Origin of the sequence: Hymenobacter sp. YC55 (assembly GCF_029433095.1) — a bacterium.
Taxonomy (GTDB): domain Bacteria; phylum Bacteroidota; class Bacteroidia; order Cytophagales; family Hymenobacteraceae; genus Hymenobacter.
In genome coordinates this window covers 76027-93494 of record NZ_JARNTX010000001.1, presented here as the reverse complement: position 1 = coordinate 93494, position 17468 = coordinate 76027, and the positions used below count along the sequence as shown (strand labels likewise).

Here is a 17468-nt window from a genome sequence, read left to right as displayed (position 1 = left end):
TGATTCGCGACATGCTCAGGATGACAAATCTGAATAATGGCTAAAATAACTTTCGACGGCATCGAGGTGGAAGTTCCAGATGGAACAACCATCCTCAACGCAGCCCGCCAAATCGGTGGTAGCATTGTGCCTCCGGCCATGTGCTACTACACGCCGCTGAAGGGCTCGGGCGGCAAATGCCGCGCTTGCTTGGTGCGTGTAGCCGCTGGCTCCACCAAAGACCCACGCCCGATGCCTAAACTGGTGGCTTCGTGCGTAACGCCGGTACAAGACGGTATGGTGGTTGAAAACACCAAATCCGAACAGGTACTTGATGTGCGCAAAGGTATTGTGGAGATGCTGCTCATCAACCACCCACTGGATTGCCCTGTGTGCGACCAGGCCGGGGAGTGCGACTTGCAGAACTTCGCCTTCGAGCACGGTGTATCTACTACCCGCTATCAGGAAGAGCGCCGCACGTTCGAGAAAATCGACATTGGGCCGCTAATCCAGCTGCATATGACGCGGTGCATCCTGTGCTACCGTTGCGTGTACACCGCCGACCAGATTGCCAAAGGCGACCGGGTACACGGTGTACTAGGCCGCGGTGACGCAGCTGAAATTGGCACTTACATCGAGAACATCATCGACAACGACTTCTCTGGCAACGTCATCGACGTATGCCCGGTAGGCGCCCTCACCGACAAAACCTTCCGCTTCAAGCAGCGCGTGTGGTTCACGAAGCCCGTAAATGCGCACCGCGACTGCCCCAAGTGCGCTGGCAATGTAACACTCTGGTATAAAGGCAAAGACGTGCTCCGCGTGACGGCTCGCAAAAACGAGTACGGCGAGGTCAACGAATGGATTTGCAACGAGTGCCGCTTCGATAAAAAAGAAACGGCCGACTGGACCATCGAAGGACCGGCGCATATCGACCGTTCTTCGGTAATTTCGGCCAATCACTACGAGCTACCCGTGCTCAACCAGTCGGTAATAGCTGACTTGCCCGAAAGCACGCAGCGCGATTTGGAAAAGAATCCTCCACTGAAACTAGGCTAAGCGGCTTATACTAAAAAACGTCATGCTGAGCTTGCCGAAGCATCTCGCTAGTATGCTAATCAATAGATTTACTACCCTCGAGATGCTTCGGCAAGCTCAGCATGACTAACGTAAAATTGAAATGATTGAACTACCCACCCTTGGTTGGCAATCCATTGTCATCTTCGTCGTATTTGCGGTTTCGCTGCTGATTGCAACGTACTGCACGTACGCGGAGCGTGTTATTGCCGCCTTTTTGCAAGACCGAGTTGGTCCGGACCGCGCAGGCCCTTACGGTTTGGCACAGCCTCTGGCCGACGCCGTGAAGATGTTCACGAAAGAAGAATTTTTCCCCGGCGGCGCTAACAAGGCGCTGTTCGTGTTCGGTCCCTGCCTGGCCATGATCACCGCCCTGATGTCGTCAGCGGTTATTCCGTTCGGCAACAACATCAGCTTCGGCAACAACGCCTTTTTCCTGCAAGGAATCGAGGTAAACATTGGGATGCTGTGGGTGTTCGGGGTGGTATCGTTGGGCGTGTATGGCGTGATGATTGGCGGTTGGGCTTCCAACAACAAATTTTCGCTGCTTGGCGCTATTCGGGCCGCTTCACAGAACATCAGCTATGAATTAGCTATGGGCCTTTCGCTGATTGCGGTGCTGATGATTTCGGGTACGCTTTCGTTGCGCGAAATCACCTTGCAACAATCAGCGCCCGGTGAGTGGGCTATGTGGAACATCGTGCGGCAGCCTCTTGGCTTCATCATTTTCCTGGTGTGTGCCTTCGCTGAAACCAACCGCACCCCGTTTGACTTGCCTGAGTGCGAAACGGAATTAGTAGGTGGTTACCACACCGAGTATTCGTCGATGAAATTGGGCTTGTACCTATTCTCAGAGTACGTGAACATCTTCGTGGTTTCGGCCGTGATGAGCGTGTTATACTTCGGTGGCTTCAACTTCCCCTTCCAGTATGAGTTGCGCGACTGGTTGGCTAGCAGCCAGGGTTGGGAACTGGCTTCGGCCCAAAACCTGATTACAGCGCTCGGCACGTTGGGTCTATTCGCTAAGATCTTCGCCTTTATCTTCTTTTTCATGTGGATTCGCTGGACGCTCCCGCGCTTCCGCTATGACCAATTGATGCGTCTCGGCTGGACCATTCTGATTCCGCTGGCCGTTATCAACATCCTTATCACCGGCGGACTCATCACGTTCGGCGTGATTAAGTAACTGAACTGACTCATGCAGCCTCTCACCAATAGAGCCAAGAAACTAGAAAAGAAGCCGATGACCTTGGCGGAGCGGGCTTACTTGCCAGCTATTTTTCAAGGTTTGAGCATCACGATGCGCCACTTCTTCATGAAGAAGGCTACCGTGCGGTACCCCGAAGAGGTGCGTCCTTTTTCCCCTATCTTCCGCGGCTTGCACGTGCTTAAGCGCGATGAGCAGGGTCGGGAGCGGTGCACCGCTTGTGGCCTGTGCGCCGTAGCCTGCCCCGCCGAGGCCATTACGATGGTGGCGGGCGAGCGAAAAAAAGGCGAAGAAGGCCTGTACCGCGAAGAGAAGTACGCCATTAGCTACGAAGTGAACATGCTGCGGTGTATCTTCTGCGGCCTCTGCGAAGAAGCCTGCCCGAAAGCTGCCGTGTACCTGCAAGCTGATAAAATGGCTCCCCCACGCTTTGAGCGTGACGAGTTCATCTACGGCAAAGACCGCCTCGTAGAGCCTGTTGACCCAGCGAAACGTTCGGAGCGCGGCATCCAGCTCACGCCAGAGCAAGCCGAAGCTCTCCGCAACAAGATGGCTCAGCAACCGGCGTAACTACTACCTTTGTTGCCCTGACCACAGCAAAAAATTTGTAAGCTCAGGACAACAGAAAACACCCGAAATGTCTCCACTCTTCCTCTTTCTGTCCTTCGTAGCACTGCTAAGCGCACTAGGCGTAGTGTTCGCCAAGAATCCGATACACAGCGTGCTGTTCCTGATTCTGACGTTCTTTTCGCTCTCAGGACATTACTTGTTGCTGAATGCGCAGTTCTTGGCGGCCGTGAACATCATCGTGTATGCTGGCGCTATTATGGTGCTGTTCCTATTCGTGATTATGTTCCTGAATTTGAACATTGACACGGAACCGCACAAGCCTGCGTTGGCCAAGATTGCGGCAGCCATTGCGGGTGGCTCGTTGTTCCTCATCATGATTGTTGCACTGCGGGATATTCAACTCCCTGCTGTGAATGGTGCCACTTTCGACTCGCAGATTGGGATGGTTGACAAGCTCGGCTTGGTATTGTTTACCACCTATAAGTTGCCTTTCGAACTAGCTTCTATCCTGCTACTGGTAGCTATGGTAGGTGCCGTAATGCTAGGCAAACGCGAAACAGGAGAACGGCATTTCTAAAAATTCAGAACTTATTAGCCAATAAAAATGCGGCAGCTCTTGAGAATCCAGTTAATGGTTTTCGGAGTTGCCGCTTCGTTTTTAAGTGGTTGCGACTCATCACATGAAAAGGTTGGCTGGAACAACGAAAAGCAAATGTTTTTCGTTGTTCCAGACGATCCTGAAATGACAATTGCAATGAGAAACAGCCGCAAAACTGTTGGACAATTTCTCACCGCTCTTACAAGTGGTGACACGACTGCCTACAATTTTGGAATCAAAGCGGGATTCCCAACCGATGAGGGTTTTAAGGAACATATTTGGCTAAGCGAATTATCTGTGAATGGTGACACTATTTATGGAGTAGTTGACAACAAACCAGATTATACTAAAGCAGTGGTTTTAGGTCAAAAGGTGGCCATACACAAAGACTCTATAACTGATTGGAATTACACACAAAACGGAAAGCTAATCGGAGGATATTCTATTCGAGTAATTCGCAGTAGAATGTCATCTAAAGAGCAAGCTGCATTTGATCAAACAACAGGATGGAATTTTGATTAAAGAGAAGCGGCCCCTGATGCATCAGGGGCCGCTTTCGTTTTCAAACTACACTGAAACCTTTTGAGGCTCTTCTGGAGCAGAGCGACGCATCCAAGCGGGGCCACAGGTAGCACGCATTTTCTGCCGGAACTTCTCTTGTTCTTCGGGGGAGAGGTTAGCCATGCGAGATTCCATCTTTTCCCGCATCATTTTGCGGCGCCGGCTCCAAGCACTTGCCCGCCCGCTTTTATTGAAGCCGCCGAACAGAATGCGGGACAACAGCAGCAAGCCTAAGGTTTGGGGAAAGGTGATGTAAGGACCATTGAAAAGGTCGGGAACGAGCCAGTTCCATAGGCTCATGGTAAGGAAGCCAACAACGGTCACAAACAGGACCGCTAATACAGCGAATTTAAGGCCGCGGAGCAGCCAAGAAGAGGGATTCATAAGGTGGTATTTCTAAGAGCGTCGTACTGACGAAGGAAGCTTCTCGCTGGTGTGCAAATAATGAACGTTGGCATGCGAGATGCTTCTACAAGTGCTGACAACGTGTTAGGAGAATGTGCTAATCAGTGAACAGTTCGGTGTACAGTTTTTGCAGCCGCTTACGCAGGTGCTGCACGGCGTAGTGCTTACGGGAAATTAGCGTTTTGAGGGGCACCCCAGTTTCCTCTTCCATTTCGCGGAAGGTTTTTTCTTCCAACTCATGCCAGATAAAGACTTCTCGTTGGGCAGCAGGCAATTCTGCCAGCGCGTCGGACAAGGCTTCCATTAGCGTCTCGCGAAGCAGCCGGTTTTCGGGAGCATCGTCGGGGGCGGGCAGAATATCGGCGAGCAGCAGAGAGCTTTCCTCGTCGGCCGAGAAGTTGCGGGTTAGCTCGTCTTCGAGGGAAGTGGTCTTCTTGCGGCGGTAGAGGTCCGTTATTTTGTTACGGGCCACGCGAAACAGCCAGGCGGCAGCCTGCTCAACCGGTTTGAGCACGCGGTAGCTTTCTACGAGTTCGGCAAAGACGTCTTGCAATACGTCTTCCGCCTCGGCGGGGTCGGGGATGCGGCGACGGATGAACTGCAGCAGCCGGCCGCGCTGCGCGCGCACAGCCTCCTGTATCTGCTGGTCCTGGTGGCCGGCCGTCATCGGTAGCGTCATGGTGAGGGGTAGCGTTTCCATTCTGCTTGCACAGACGAACGAAGCTGGAAAATACTTCATTGTCACTGCTTTTTTTGAAAGAAAGAGTTGCAGCCTTTCCCTGCTTCACCTTAGCAGCAACTAGCTCTGTTGGCAATTACCTCAACAAGTACAACCCCATTGCCCTTTAAATACAGATTAAAAGCGTGCTAATCCTACAACTGTCTGGGTGTAGGACCTGATTTAAGGGTGGCGTTTTCCGATTTTCAGGATACCTTTGCCAGCCAATTCACTACGGCTGCGCTTCTGCGTGCCGCTTCGTTTCGCCGTCAACTGCCCCGCATGGATCAGAACATACCGCAGGTTATTCAAACGGTTCCTCTTCAGTACTACGTCTTCTTCGCTACGGCCCTGTTCGCCATTGGCGTGCTTGGGGTACTTACCCGGCGTAATGCCATTATCATTTTTATGTGCGTGGAGCTGATGCTCAACGCTGTAAACGTGCTGCTGACAGCTTTCGCAGCTTACCGCTCCGATGCGAACGGGCAGGTGTTCGTGTTTTTCATTATGGCCGTAGCCGCTGCCGAAGTGGCTGTCGGGCTGGCCATTATCGTCATGATCTACCGGAACCTGCAAAACACCGACGTCAATCTATTAAATCGACTGAAGTTTTAAGTTGATGGCTTAAAGGTCGACTTGTTAAATGGCTAGCCGTTCGACGGCTTATACCAATAGCCAACCATTTAACAGCTCACCCATTACGCCATTTAGCCATTACTATAGATGCAAGAAACCGTTCTTCCCGCCGCCAGCGCCCCGTACTCTACATTTCTGTACGTACTTATTCCGCTGCTGCCTTTCCTAGGCTTTCTCATCAACGGGCTGCTCAACAAACGTCTCTCCGGCACGGTAGCCGGCGCGCTTGGCAGCGCCACGGTCCTTGGCTCGTTCTTGATTTCGGTGTACCTGTTCCTGAATTTCCAGTATCAGTACACCGTCAAGCTGTTCGACTGGATTTCGGTGGGCTCGATGCAGATTCCCTTCACCTATCAAATCGACCAGCTTAGCCTGATTATGCTACTGCTTGTGACGGGCGTTGGGTTCCTGATTCACGTGTACAGTATTGGCTATATGCACCACGACGAGAACGTGGGCAAGTTTTTCAGCTTTCTGAACCTGTTCGTGTTCAGTATGCTAGTACTGGTATTGGGCGCTAATTTCGTGATTCTGTTCATTGGCTGGGAAGGTGTAGGGCTGTGCTCCTACCTGCTCATTGGTTTCTGGAATAAGCACACGGCCTTCAACAATGCCGCCAAGAAAGCCTTCATCATCAACCGCGTCGGTGACTTGGGTTTCCTGCTTGGCATCTTCCTGATTTACCTCACCTTCGATTCCGTACAGTACGCCGAGGTGTTTCAGAAGGCCTCCACCATGCAGATCGGTACGGGCGTAGTAACGGCTATTACGCTGCTGCTCTTCGTGGGTGCCATGGGCAAATCGGCACAGCTGCCGCTCTACACCTGGCTCCCCGATGCTATGGCTGGTCCTACTCCGGTTTCGGCCCTGATTCACGCGGCAACCATGGTGACGGCCGGTATCTACATGATTTTGCGCGCCAACGTGCTCTTCACGCTCGCGCCCCAAACGCTGGAAGTTGTTGCCATTATTGGTGCGGCTACAGCGCTGTTTGCCGCCACCATCGGCTTGGCGCAGAATGACATTAAGAAGGTGCTGGCCTACTCCACCGTTTCGCAGTTGGGCTACATGTTCCTCGCTTTAGGCGTGATGGGGTACAGCACCAGCTTGTTCCACGTGTTGACGCACGCCTTTTTCAAGGCCCTGATGTTCTTGGGCGCGGGTTCGGTGATTCACGCCATGAGCAACGAGCAGGATATGCGCCGCATGGGCGGCTTGCGCAAAGCGTTGCCCATTACGTTTATCACCTTCCTAATTGGCTGCCTCGCCATTGCTGGTATTCCGCCGTTTTCGGGCTTCTTCTCGAAAGATGAAATCCTGCTGCATGCCTACGAGCACAGCAAGGTGCTGTATGCCGTGGGCTTGTTTACGGCCTTCCTGACGGCGTTTTACATGTTCCGTTTGCTGTTCCTTACGTTCTTCGGCGAGTTCCGGGGCACTGAGGAGCAGAAGCATCACCTGCACGAGTCGCCGGCTTCCATGACCCTGCCGCTGATTATTCTCGCCATTCTGGCAGCAGTTGGTGGCTTTATGAACGCACCGCTTGTACTCGGCCGCGGCTACCTCGCCGATTACCTTGCCCCTCTCTTTACGTACTCGCAGCGCCTCAATCCAGCGGCCTTCGGTGCGGAAGTTGACCACGCCACAGAGTATATGCTTATCGGTCTCTCCGTAGGCGCCGGTGTGTTGGGTATCATTCTGGCTTATGTGCAGTACGTGAGCCGCGGTGTGCGGCCAGCCGAAGACGACGCACAACGCTCGGCGCCCGAAAGCGTGGTTTATCACAAATACTACATCGACGAGCTTTACAATGCCTTGTTCGTACGCCCGGTTATGATCCTGTCGAACTGGTTTTACCGCTATGTAGAGCAAGGCGTTATTGACCCAATTGTAAACGGCTTCGGCCGCGTTACGGTGGGTGGCGGTAGACTCCTGCGCAACGTGCAAACCGGCTCGGTGGAAACCTACTTGATCTTGATGGTGATCGGTATTGCGCTGATACTGGCGTTGAATTCCGGTAAGTTTTAACTACCCGACACTACGCTATGAAGGGTATGCTGCTTTTTTTGGGAGATTTAGGAGCTAGCGAGCTGATGCTCCTTATGCTCATTGTCCCCTTAGGAGCTGTTCTTCATTTCTTGCCGTCCATCATAGCGTTCAAGCGCCCCGACAGGCTTCTAATTTTCCTTGTTAATCTCTTGGCTGGCTGGTCAATTATTGGGTGGTTTGTTGCCCTTTATCTTGCCCTCCGAAAAGCGCCAGTCCCTAAACCTTTCTCATTTTCCACTGCACCAGCAGGTACGTCAGCTATTTCCGTTGCTGACGAACTAGGCAAGCTGCGTGACTTGCGCAACCAAGGCGTACTCACGGCAGCGGAATTTGAGCGTCAAAAGAACAACCTGCTTAGCTAATGCTGACTGTCCTTCTCCTACTATGGCCCGTGGCGGCCGCCCTGCTACTGCACTTCTTCAAGGGTAGTACTGCCCGCGTGGCAGCGTTTGGTGCGGCGCTGATTGAATTCGCTCTAGCAATTTTCGCAGCCGTTACCTTCAACGGTGGCAACTCCGACCAATCCTCGGTAAACCTGCCCTGGATTGCATCAGCGGGAATCAACTTCCATGTAGGAATGGACGGCCTAAGCTTGTTACTGGTGCTGCTTACTACATTTCTGGTGCCGCTTATTTTGCTGGCGTCGTACCGCCGCAATTTCGAAAATGCCTCGGCATTTTATGCGCTGGTGCTGTTCATGGAAACTGGACTGGTGGGTGTATTTACGGCCCAGGATGCTTTCCTATTCTACTTCTTCTGGGAAGTAGCCCTCATTCCGATTTACTTCCTGGCTGGTGTGTGGGGCGGTGTAAACCGGGCCCGCGTTACGTTCAAGTTTTTCCTCTACACGATTGTCGGCTCACTGTTTATGCTGGCCGGCTTCGTGTACCTCTACTTCCAGACTGGCCCGGCTGCCAATGGTCTTGCCGCGCACAACGCTGACCTCGCTTCGTTCTATAACCTGAACTTGAGTGCGCAGGAGCAGTCGTGGTTGTTCTGGCTGATTTTCGCGGCCTTTGCCGTGAAGATGCCCATCTTCCCGTTCCACACCTGGCAGCCCGACACGTACACCGAGTCGCCGGCTCCGGCCACCATGCTGCTCTCGGGTATCATGCTGAAAATGGGTATCTATGGCTGCATGCGCTGGCTGCTGCCGGTGGTGCCGCTCGGTGTGAGCCAATGGCAGAACCTAGTTCTAATTTTGTCGATTATCGGCATCATCTACGGCGCTGTTATTGCAATTCGTCAGGAGGACGTGAAGCGGCTTATTGCTTACTCTTCTCTCTCCCACGTAGGGCTGATGGCGGCTGGTGTTTTCTCGCTCACGCAAATCGGCTTGCAAGGAGCTAGCATTCAGATGCTGGCACACGGCGTGAACGTGGTGGGCATGTTCTTCATTGCCGACTGCATTGAGCGCCGCACCAACACCCGCATGATTCCGGCCTTGGGTGGCCTCACCCGTCAGACGCCTATTCTGAGTGTATGCTTCTTGGTGCTGCTGCTTGGCACAGTCGCGCTGCCGCTCACCAACGGCTTTGTGGGTGAGTTTCTGCTGCTAGGGGGCGTGTATCAGTATAGTGCCTGGATGGGTGCTGTGGCTGGCATCACTATTATCTTGGCGGCTGTGTACTTGCTGCGCATGTTCCAGCGCGTTATGCTCGGCCCAGATTCGTCGTTTTCCAACACTATCACCGACCTGACTGGTGCAGAGCTAGTAGTCTTGGTGCCGCTTATCGTGTTGGTCTTCTGGATTGGCTTGTTCCCGAATACGTTTCTGCACCTATCAGAAGGAAGCGTGATGAATATTTTAAGTGAGGTGGTGAAGAGGTAACGCCAACTTTAAGTTGGCCGCCTGGCTCCCCTATCCGCTCAGGCGGCCACGACATAGTTTCATGATTCACCAACTTGAAGTTGGTGTTACAGTTTGACCATGATTTCAATCGTTCTTCTTTCTGTTTTTGGCCTCGGCAACCTGTTTTTAGGGTTTCTGCGCTCCAACCGGATTCTGCTGCCGGCAGCTATGCTCATGCTGGGCACGGTGCTGACCGTCAACTTCACCGACTGGAACGGCGGACCACAGTCGTTTTTCCACGACATGCTCGTGGTCGATAACTTCTCGGTGGCCTTCACAGGCATTGTGGTGTTGACGGCACTGCTGCTGATTCCTTTCTCCGAGAAATACGTGCGCGACGGTCAGGCCAACCTGGCCGAGTACTACTCGCTGCTGATCTTTTCGCTGGTTGGGGCCATCATGATGGTAGCATACAACCACCTGCTGATGCTGTTCTTGGGCATCGAAATCCTGAGCGTGGCCATGTATGTGGTAGCCGGCGCCGAGAAAACCAACCTGCGTTCCAACGAAGCAGCCCTGAAGTACTTCCTGATGGGGGCATTTGCTACGGGCATCCTGCTCTTTGGTATGGCGCTGGTATACGGCGCCACGGGCACTTTCGAGCTGAAAAACATCAGCTTTGCCGTGCAAAACCCCGTCAATGCTTCACTCACGCCGATGCTCTACATCGGGATGCTGATGATGCTAATTGGCATTGGCTTTAAAGTATCGGCTGCCCCTTTCCACTTCTGGACTCCGGATGTTTACGAGGGTACCCCTACCTTCTTCACGGCTTTCATGAGCACCGTAGTGAAAACGGCGGGCTTTGCAGCGTTCCTGAAACTGCTGGTGCAGGCTTTCCCGGCTGCTTCAGCTCAAGGGTTGTGGTTGCCTACCTTAACGGCCATGTGCGTGCTCACGCTGGCCATCGGCAACGTGGGGGCGGTAGTACAGACCAGCGCTAAACGGATGTTGGCCTACTCCAGCGTGTCGCATGCTGGTTACTTACTTATTGGACTGGTAGCCTTCAACGGACAACTGGAAGGGGCTTCCGCCAATGGCATTTTCTTCTACTCGCTGGCTTATTCGCTGGCAACGGTGGCCGCTTTCGGGGTGCTGAAACAAGTGTCGGAGCAGCGCAAGCGCGAAGACTACGATGGCCTGAATGGTCTTGCAAAAACCAATCCGCTGCTGGCCTTCGTGATGACCGTGGCCATGCTTTCCCTGGCTGGCATTCCGCTAACTGGTGGCTTCTTCGGGAAGTTTTTCATCTTTTCGGCGGCTGTAGAGAATGGGCACATCGGCTTAGTAGTGTTTGCCGTGGTTATGTCGATGATCAGCATTTATTACTACCTGCGCCCCGTTATTGCCATGTACATGCGCGACCTTGACGCCGACACCAGTGAACCAATACAAATAAGCGGGTTCCAGTCGGCAGCCTTGCTGCTACTAGCGCTGCTAACGGTGGTGCTCGGTGTGCTGCCAGGAATTTTAAGTGGCATCTTGTAAGCAAAACGATTCTTAACAGAAAAAGCGGCCTTCGAGCCGCTTTTTCTGTTACTATACCAGACAAAACGCATACGCCAATGAGGCAACCAGCTTGGATAGGCCGTTTACTATGGGGGCTAACTATCCTCTGGATGGTGCTAGGCTCAAGTATTGCTTATGGTGGTCCATTCATTGGTCCGGGTGCTTACCTTTTATGGTTGGCCAGCTTCTACAGCTTGCTAACTAACCGTCCTTGGCTAACCTTCTCTTCCATAACTCGGTCTAGTTGGATTGCCTATTTAGCGGGTACTGCAGGTTGTGTTGTTGCTCTCTGCCATTTCGCCGCAAGTCCAACCACATACGCTTTTTGGTTTGCTGGAGTGTTGAGCGTATTTGCGCTCTTACTCGCTCAGCAAACTAAAGCCGGAGTTGTAGCCCTCTTTGTTACTGGCGTATGCTTGGTCTTATTCCCGTGGGTTGTGGTCCGTCATGTTAGCTTGCAGCCCTCTATTGAAGCAGGTAATGTAGCGCATGTGCGTTTGCTGCTTTTGTGTGGTGCTGATCCTAACGCGCTACACCAGCACGACACTCCGTTGATAGCGGCTGTGCGAGGCTGTCGCCTTGATATTGCACAAGAACTATTGCGTCACGGTGCCGACCCCAATGGCAGGAGCAGTGCCTTTATGAATTCCACCTCCGCACTCTTCGAAGCAGCACGAACTCAGTGTGGTGTCTCTACCCTTGGCCTACTGTTACAGTATAAAGCTGACCCAAACCAACGCAACGGTAGCGGTGAAACTGCCCTGTTCCATGCCATACATTTCTGCCAGCTAGAAAACGTCCGGCTGCTTTTACAAGCAGGAGCCTACATCAATCTTAAGGACAAAAGCGGCAATACACTTTTGAGTGTTGCACATCAAACCAAGTTCGAGCCAGTCGAAACTCTTCTCCAGGCCTCAATTTCCCATTCTAAGTAATCATGCTCTGGCGTAATTATCAGTAGTACTACAGCTGAGATATTCTAGCTAATAGCTGGTGCTGGCTCCACTTGATAGTCAAACGCGCCGCATCAGCACGGAGGCTTCATCTGCGTACACGACAGCTTCATCCGTAAATGGCTCTTCGCCCCTGAACTTCAGCAGCAGGCGGGCGGTGGTAATGACGTCTTTCTGGCAGTAGTGTACAATACGCGGCAGGTCTTGGTCTTCGTAGTAAACACGGGCCACATCGGCGCCGGTGATGTCGTCTTTGGGGGTGGGAATGCCGAACATAGCAGCCAGCAACGACAGGGAGGTGAAGGATTTTCGGTCGCCGAATTTCCAGAGTTCCAGCGTGTCGAGGTGGTTTATTTCCCAGGGTCTTTTGCCGGCCGTATCGAGTTGCGGTGGCAAGCCGAGGCCATTGATGAGTAAGCGGCGCGAGATGTAAGGGATGTCAAACTCCTTGTTGTTGTGGCCGCAGAGCCAGTGCTCGGGTTTCTTTTCAAGAATAGCTGAGAACTCGCGCAAGAGTTGGGCTTCGTCGTGGTTGGCGAAGGACTTCACATAGAAGCGTAGCCGCTCCTGCTTGTCGTAGTAGAAGCAACCAAGCGAAATACAGACGATTTTACCGAACTCGGCGTAGATGCCCGCTTGCTCGAACAAAGCAGCAGCGTGCAGATGATCCGGCAACGGGTCGATGTGCGAGGCGTGCGAAATCCAGCCTTTCTCACGGCGCAGGGCATGACACTTATGCTCCCACAAATGCTGCAACATTTCCGCCAGGTCGTCGTGACAACCAACGCAGGGCACAGTTTCAATATCGAGCACGAATACCTGGTCGAGCGAGAGGTTGCGGAGCAGGCGCATAAGCGGAATGAAAAAGCCGAGGGATGATGCCGAAGATACAATTTCCGGCCACATAGGCGGCTCTTTCCTTACATGGACTTGCACCTTAAGTATGATGCTGAAGACCCGACTTCTGTTTCTTCTGTCAAGCCTTACTCCTCCTAGTGTTGCGGACAGTTGGTAAACAGAATACCGTGCTTTATCTGGCAAGCAGATGCTAGATAAAGCACGACGAGCAAGTTTGAACTGGAAACCCTCTTTCCGTTAACTAAACGCGCAGCCTGGCAGAAGCTAAGTTTAGACGAATAGTACCCTGGCACTATAGCAGAGCAGAAGAATAAACTTCCTTCATGTTAGGCCTTCGCGCAAGGCTTTGCTCACAGCTTCGGTCATAGAGCGAACATGCAGCTTCTCGTAGATTTTCTTGATGTGCGAGCGGACCGTATCAATGCTGATACCTCGGTCGGCGGCTATCATCTTGTAGCTGTATCCTTCCACCAGCAACCCCAGTATTTCCTGTTCACGGGCACTCAGGTTGGCATGCGATTCTTCGGCGGGGCGGCGGGGCGGTACTTTCGGGAACAAGCGCAAAACTTGCCGCGCAATAACCGGGGTCATGGGGGCACCGCCAGCCCGCACTTCTCCAATAGCGTCGAGCAAGCGAACAGGGGAAGTTTTCTTCAACAAATACCCGTCGGCACCAGCGCAGATGGCATCAAACACCCGGTCGTTTTCCTCGAACACCGTCAGCATAAGCACATTAATTTCCGGGGCAATGGCCTTGATACGGCGCAAGCCCTCGATACCCGTGCAGCCTGGCATATCAATATCCATGAGCACCACATCGGGCCGGAGACGTTGCATGTCGGCCTCGGCCTGGGTGCAGTTGCCTAAGGCGCCCGCTAGCTCCATTCCCATCGAGCCCGACAACAACTGGCTCAGGCTCGTGCGCAGGTCAATGTTGTCTTCGTAAATCAGTACGCGAGTAGCCGTTTCCATTTGCCAGGGATAGTAGGGTATCGAATACATCTAATATACAAGTTGAGGACACCTAATCAGACCACATGATAATGTGAGGCTGCACGGTAATGGCTACCGGTTTACTAATCATTGTGCTTTAGGCTTTAAGCGGCATGCTCAGGTGCAGCTTGGTGCCTTTACCGGGAGCAGTATCGATGGTGAGTTGGCCGGAAAGGTTGGCGGCTCGGGCGCGCATATTCGTTAACCCATTACCGCCCCCCTGCGCCGGGCTGTTTGGGTCAAAGCCGACGCCATCGTCCTCGACGGTGAGATGCAGGCGGCCGTGGTGGTAGGCAAGCAGAATGTTGGCGTGCTCACACTGCGCGTATTTAGCCAGGTTGTTTATGGCTTCCTTGAACAGCAAAAAGAACTCACGACGAGCTTCCATGCCGAGTTTGAGGCCCTGTACTGAGGGGTCGGCGCGGAAAGTGAATTCGATGCCGCGGGCTTCCAACACATCCGAGGCAAACCGACGCATACGGGCCGTCACGTCGTCCAGCGAATCATGGGCCGGATTGATGGCCCACACAATATCATCCATAGCATCGAGCATGCGGCGCGAAGACTCCCCAATTTGCTCTAGGATGGCCGCCGCCAGTTCAGGCCGCTGCTGGCGCTGGTGGTTGCAGGCAATCTGGCTCAGGATGGAAATGCTGCTTAGCGTGGAGCCCATATCATCGTGCAAGTCGCGGGCAATGCCGTGCCGCACCCGCTCTAGGGCCAGCAACTGCCCCACCCGAACCCGATAGGCTAGAAAGAGCAACCCAAATACCACCCAACTTAATCCCACCTGAAACCACCACGTCCGGTGCCAGGGCGGCTCTATGATGATGTTCAACGCTACCCCGCGCGGGTTCAGCACCCCATCGTTGTTGGTTGCTACTACCCGAAAAGTGTACGTGCCTGGGTCGAGGTTGGTATAGGTGGCTTCGCGGCGGTTACCGGCCGGCACCCACTGTTTGTCGAAGCTTTCGAGCTGATAGGAGTAGCGGTTTTTCTCGGGCAAATTGAAATTGAGCGCCGCAAATTCCAGCGAGAAAACCTTGTCCTCGGGCGAGAGGCGCAGCACCCGCCGCTCGGTGATAACGGTATCAGACAACTCGACGGGCCGGTTGAACTTGCGGAATGCCGTCAAGACCACGGGCGGCGGCATTGGGTTGGTGTGCACAGCCTCTGGTCGAAACGCAACCAGTCCATTGACTCCGCCAAAATAGAGGACACCCGCGGCGGAGCGGTGACAAGCGGCGGCATTAAACTCGTCTTGCAACAAACCGTCGCGCTCATCGAACGTGTGAAACTTCTGGGTGCGGGGCGCAAAACGAGCTAGGCCTTTGTTGGTGGCAAGCCACAGGTGGCCTTGCTTGTCTTCCTGCATGCCGTACACCACATCATTTGGGAGCCCATCGACTTCCCGAAAGGTGGTGAAGCGGCCTGCAATGGGGTCGTCCACTCGGGAGAAACCACCGCCTTCTGTGCCAATCCAGAGTGTGCCTTGCTGGTCTTCTAAAATGGAGCGAACCGAATTGCTGCTCAAACTACGTGGGTTGCGCCCATCGGCCCGGAAGGTGGTAAAAGCCCCGGTGCGGGCATCGTAGCGGGAGAGACCACCACCGCCAGTGGAAACCCAGGTGCGCCCTTGGCGGTCCTCGTACACCGTTCGCACGTAGTTGTTGGGCAGGCTCCGCGGATTGCTCGGGTCGTGGCGGAAGGTGGTGAAGCGGTTGGCAACCGGGTCATACAGACTAAGCCCACCGCCATTTAATCCCACCCACAACTTGCCCCGCGGGTCTTCATACACCGATAGAACAAGGTCGTCGGCGAGGCTGTTGGGCTGCTTTGGATTGTGGCGGTAATGCACAAAGCGGGAGCTACCGGGCTCCAAACAATCGAGGCCCTGGTCTTGGGTGCCGACCCATAATCGGCCGCGCTTATCAAAGCACAGAGCCCGCACGTGGTCTTGAGCCAAACTATTCGGGTTGGCCGGGTCGTGGCGGAACTCCTCACGGCGGCCAGTAGCAGGGTCGTAGCAAATCAAGCCGTGCTCTTCGGTTCCCACCCACACCCGCCCCGCCGCGTCGGACGTTACGGCCCACACCGGTCCGGGAGCCCCAGTATCGAGGCTGCCAAAGGCCGTGGGACGCAGGTTAGCGCAACTCAACCCGGCTTCGGTGCCCACCCACAACAGCCCCGACCGGTCCTGACCCAGCGCTTGCACCGTATTTTCGGGAAGGCTGCGGGGGTTGCGAGGCTGGTGTTGCAAACGACGGAAAGTGCCCGTGGCGGCTTCGTAGCGGCACAAGCCTTCGGTGGTACCCACCCATATCGTGCCGCCCTGATCCTCCAGTATAGTCTTGATCCGACCAACCGGCAGGCTACCCAGCTGCTTGCCGGGCACAAAGCTGCGCACCGCGCCGCCGGCTGCTGGCAAGTAGCGTAGCCCCTGGGTTTCGGTGCCTACCCAAAGGCCGCCCACGCGGTCGGCACACAGGGTGGTGATAGCGCTGGATGGCTGCAGGCGCGCATCCGGCAATAGCTGTTTCGTATTAGGATCGAAGCGGCTAACCCGGCCTTCTCCAGTGCCTACCCACACGGTGCCGGCTCGGTCTTGGGCTAGAGCGCGCACCGCATTGTAACGAATGCTAGTGCCTGCCGACGCCTGATGCCGAAATAGCGTGAAGCGCTGAGTAGTGGGGTTAAAAAGGTGCAAACCACTCTCGGTACCGGCCCACACCCTCCCCTGCCGGTCGCAGAGCACGGCTCGGACATAATTGTCGGATAGGCCACTGGAATCGATGGGAGCGGCGCGGTACGTGCGGAACTGGTTGGTGCGGGGCGTGTAGCAGGATAGGCCCCCACCCGTGCCCGCCCACAAGTTGCCAGCCTGGTCTTGGCCGAGCGCAAGCACATAGTTGCTGCCTAGGCTAGTGGGGCGTTGAGCGTCGTTGCGGAAGGTGCGAAAGCCTACGCCGTCGTAGCGGCACAGCCCATCCTGCGTGGCCACCCACAGAAATCCTCGCCGGTCTTGGATAACGGCATACACGCTGTTCTCCGCCAGCCCATCGGCCGTGGTTAGTGTGCGGAAGGCGGGCGAGGAGGCGGTGCTTGCCGCGAATGACAAAGATTGTGCGCCGGCTTTGACGTGCAGCAGTACGAGCAGCAAGGCCAATAGCACCCTGTACCGCCTCACGGATAATGTTAGCTCGTCGGTATAACAAATAGCATCCTCCACCTTCATCCAAGAAATATTCCACAGCTCTAATTTACTGAAGTTCAATTAGGGTTATGTTGCTGAGCAACTGTTAGCTTGCCAATAGTATCTATAGCTTCATATATACTTGTTGTAACGCCTTTAACTTCTTGGCGATACAGCAAGAGCTAGTTGCTATGCCATGCTAGACTTGCCAAGCTGCTTGTCTTCGCTAGCTCATTGCCAAACGCTCTTCGGGTGCCTGCACCAACTAGTGAAGGGCCTTTCTACCGAGTTGCTTATACTTTCTCCCTTC

15 protein-coding genes are annotated in these 17468 nt (G+C 54.1%); 10 read left to right on the top strand and 5 right to left on the bottom strand.

Annotation, left to right across the window (positions count from 1 at the left end; genetic code table 11):
• Positions 1–36 precede the first annotated feature (36 nt).
• The 5 genes from P1X16_RS00405 to P1X16_RS00385 all read left to right on the top strand — a co-directional run bounded on the left by P1X16_RS00405 (position 37) and on the right by P1X16_RS00385 (position 3953).
• Positions 37–1038: a 2Fe-2S iron-sulfur cluster-binding protein gene (locus P1X16_RS00405; protein ID WP_277225291.1), complete on the top strand. Its 1002-nt coding sequence runs from the start codon at positions 37–39 to the stop codon at positions 1036–1038.
• Between the two features lie 124 nt (positions 1039–1162).
• Entirely contained in the window at positions 1163–2242 is a 1080-nt protein-coding gene (nuoH, locus tag P1X16_RS00400) for an NADH-quinone oxidoreductase subunit NuoH (protein ID WP_277229421.1), read from the top strand.
• A 57-nt stretch (positions 2243–2299) separates the two neighbouring features.
• Positions 2300–2833, top strand: coding sequence for an NADH-quinone oxidoreductase subunit I (locus P1X16_RS00395; protein ID WP_346771247.1), 534 nt, complete (start codon positions 2300–2302; stop codon positions 2831–2833).
• A 67-nt stretch (positions 2834–2900) separates the two neighbouring features.
• Positions 2901–3410 carry an NADH-quinone oxidoreductase subunit J gene (locus P1X16_RS00390; RefSeq protein WP_277225287.1) on the top strand — a complete coding sequence of 170 codons (510 nt, stop codon included), beginning with the start codon at positions 2901–2903 and terminating at the stop codon, positions 3408–3410.
• Positions 3411–3437: 27 nt separating this feature from the next.
• Positions 3438–3953 carry a DUF2314 domain-containing protein gene (locus tag P1X16_RS00385; RefSeq protein ID WP_277225286.1) on the top strand — a complete coding sequence of 172 codons (516 nt, stop codon included), beginning with the start codon at positions 3438–3440 and terminating at the stop codon, positions 3951–3953.
• Between the two features lie 45 nt (positions 3954–3998).
• Here the strand turns inward: P1X16_RS00385 and P1X16_RS00380 are convergent, their stop codons facing one another.
• Together P1X16_RS00380 and P1X16_RS00375 are read right to left on the bottom strand one after the other, a co-directional pair.
• Positions 3999–4376, bottom strand: a complete 378-nt coding sequence (locus P1X16_RS00380) for a hypothetical protein (RefSeq protein WP_277225283.1) — start codon at positions 4374–4376, stop codon at positions 3999–4001.
• Positions 4377–4494: 118 nt separating this feature from the next.
• A complete protein-coding gene (locus P1X16_RS00375; protein WP_277225280.1) occupies positions 4495–5097 on the bottom strand; it encodes a sigma-70 family RNA polymerase sigma factor in 603 nt (200 codons plus the stop codon).
• A gap of 300 nt (positions 5098–5397) precedes the next feature.
• Here P1X16_RS00375 and nuoK point away from each other — a divergent pair, with 300 nt between their 5' ends.
• The 5 genes from nuoK (at position 5398) to P1X16_RS00350 (ending at position 11140) form a co-directional block, all read left to right on the top strand.
• Entirely contained in the window at positions 5398–5730 is a 333-nt protein-coding gene (gene nuoK / locus P1X16_RS00370; protein ID WP_243799860.1) for an NADH-quinone oxidoreductase subunit NuoK, read from the top strand.
• 108 nt (positions 5731–5838) lie between these two features.
• Positions 5839–7779, top strand: a complete 1941-nt coding sequence (nuoL, locus tag P1X16_RS00365) for an NADH-quinone oxidoreductase subunit L (RefSeq protein ID WP_277225278.1) — start codon at positions 5839–5841, stop codon at positions 7777–7779.
• Between the two features lie 26 nt (positions 7780–7805).
• Positions 7806–8162 (top strand): superinfection immunity protein, encoded by a 357-nt coding sequence (locus P1X16_RS00360; protein ID WP_277225276.1) that lies wholly within the window; start codon positions 7806–7808, stop codon positions 8160–8162.
• Positions 8162–9631 carry an NADH-quinone oxidoreductase subunit M gene (locus tag P1X16_RS00355; protein WP_277225274.1) on the top strand — a complete coding sequence of 490 codons (1470 nt, stop codon included), beginning with the start codon at positions 8162–8164 and terminating at the stop codon, positions 9629–9631. Before P1X16_RS00360 ends, P1X16_RS00355 begins: the two co-directional genes overlap by 1 nt.
• A gap of 99 nt (positions 9632–9730) precedes the next feature.
• Entirely contained in the window at positions 9731–11140 is a 1410-nt protein-coding gene (locus P1X16_RS00350; protein ID WP_277225272.1) for an NADH-quinone oxidoreductase subunit N, read from the top strand.
• Positions 11141–12174: 1034 nt separating this feature from the next.
• Here P1X16_RS00350 and P1X16_RS00345 read toward each other — a convergent pair.
• The 3 genes from P1X16_RS00345 to P1X16_RS00335 form a co-directional block, all read right to left on the bottom strand.
• Entirely contained in the window at positions 12175–12966 is a 792-nt protein-coding gene (locus P1X16_RS00345) for a 3'-5' exonuclease (RefSeq protein ID WP_277225269.1), read from the bottom strand.
• 327 nt (positions 12967–13293) lie between these two features.
• Entirely contained in the window at positions 13294–13944 is a 651-nt protein-coding gene (locus tag P1X16_RS00340; RefSeq protein ID WP_277225267.1) for a response regulator transcription factor, read from the bottom strand.
• Positions 13945–14062: 118 nt separating this feature from the next.
• Complete coding sequence (locus P1X16_RS00335) at positions 14063–17239, bottom strand: sensor histidine kinase (protein WP_277225264.1); 3177 nt, start codon at positions 17237–17239, stop codon at positions 14063–14065.
• Positions 17240–17468 lie beyond the last annotated feature (229 nt).

Excerpts from the sequence above, each read along its gene's own strand:
- P1X16_RS00395 (WP_346771247.1), top strand. The coding sequence starts at position 2,300 with ATGACCTTGGCGGAGCGGGCTTACTTGCCAGCTATTTTTCAAGGTTTG.
- nuoK (WP_243799860.1), top strand. The coding sequence starts at position 5,398 with ATGGATCAGAACATACCGCAGGTTATTCAAACGGTTCCTCTTCAGTAC.
- P1X16_RS00355 (WP_277225274.1), top strand. The coding sequence starts at position 8,162 with ATGCTGACTGTCCTTCTCCTACTATGGCCCGTGGCGGCCGCCCTGCTA.
- P1X16_RS00375 (WP_277225280.1), bottom strand. The coding sequence starts at position 5,097 with ATGGAAACGCTACCCCTCACCATGACGCTACCGATGACGGCCGGCCAC.
- P1X16_RS00390 (WP_277225287.1), top strand. The coding sequence starts at position 2,901 with ATGTCTCCACTCTTCCTCTTTCTGTCCTTCGTAGCACTGCTAAGCGCA.
- P1X16_RS00350 (WP_277225272.1), top strand. The coding sequence starts at position 9,731 with ATGATTTCAATCGTTCTTCTTTCTGTTTTTGGCCTCGGCAACCTGTTT.
- P1X16_RS00380 (WP_277225283.1), bottom strand. The coding sequence starts at position 4,376 with ATGAATCCCTCTTCTTGGCTGCTCCGCGGCCTTAAATTCGCTGTATTA.
- P1X16_RS00360 (WP_277225276.1), top strand. The coding sequence starts at position 7,806 with ATGCTGCTTTTTTTGGGAGATTTAGGAGCTAGCGAGCTGATGCTCCTT.
- P1X16_RS00385 (WP_277225286.1), top strand. The coding sequence starts at position 3,438 with ATGCGGCAGCTCTTGAGAATCCAGTTAATGGTTTTCGGAGTTGCCGCT.
- P1X16_RS00405 (WP_277225291.1), top strand. The coding sequence starts at position 37 with ATGGCTAAAATAACTTTCGACGGCATCGAGGTGGAAGTTCCAGATGGA.
- P1X16_RS00345 (WP_277225269.1), bottom strand. The coding sequence starts at position 12,966 with ATGCGCCTGCTCCGCAACCTCTCGCTCGACCAGGTATTCGTGCTCGAT.
- nuoL (WP_277225278.1), top strand. The coding sequence starts at position 5,839 with ATGCAAGAAACCGTTCTTCCCGCCGCCAGCGCCCCGTACTCTACATTT.
- P1X16_RS00340 (WP_277225267.1), bottom strand. The coding sequence starts at position 13,944 with ATGGAAACGGCTACTCGCGTACTGATTTACGAAGACAACATTGACCTG.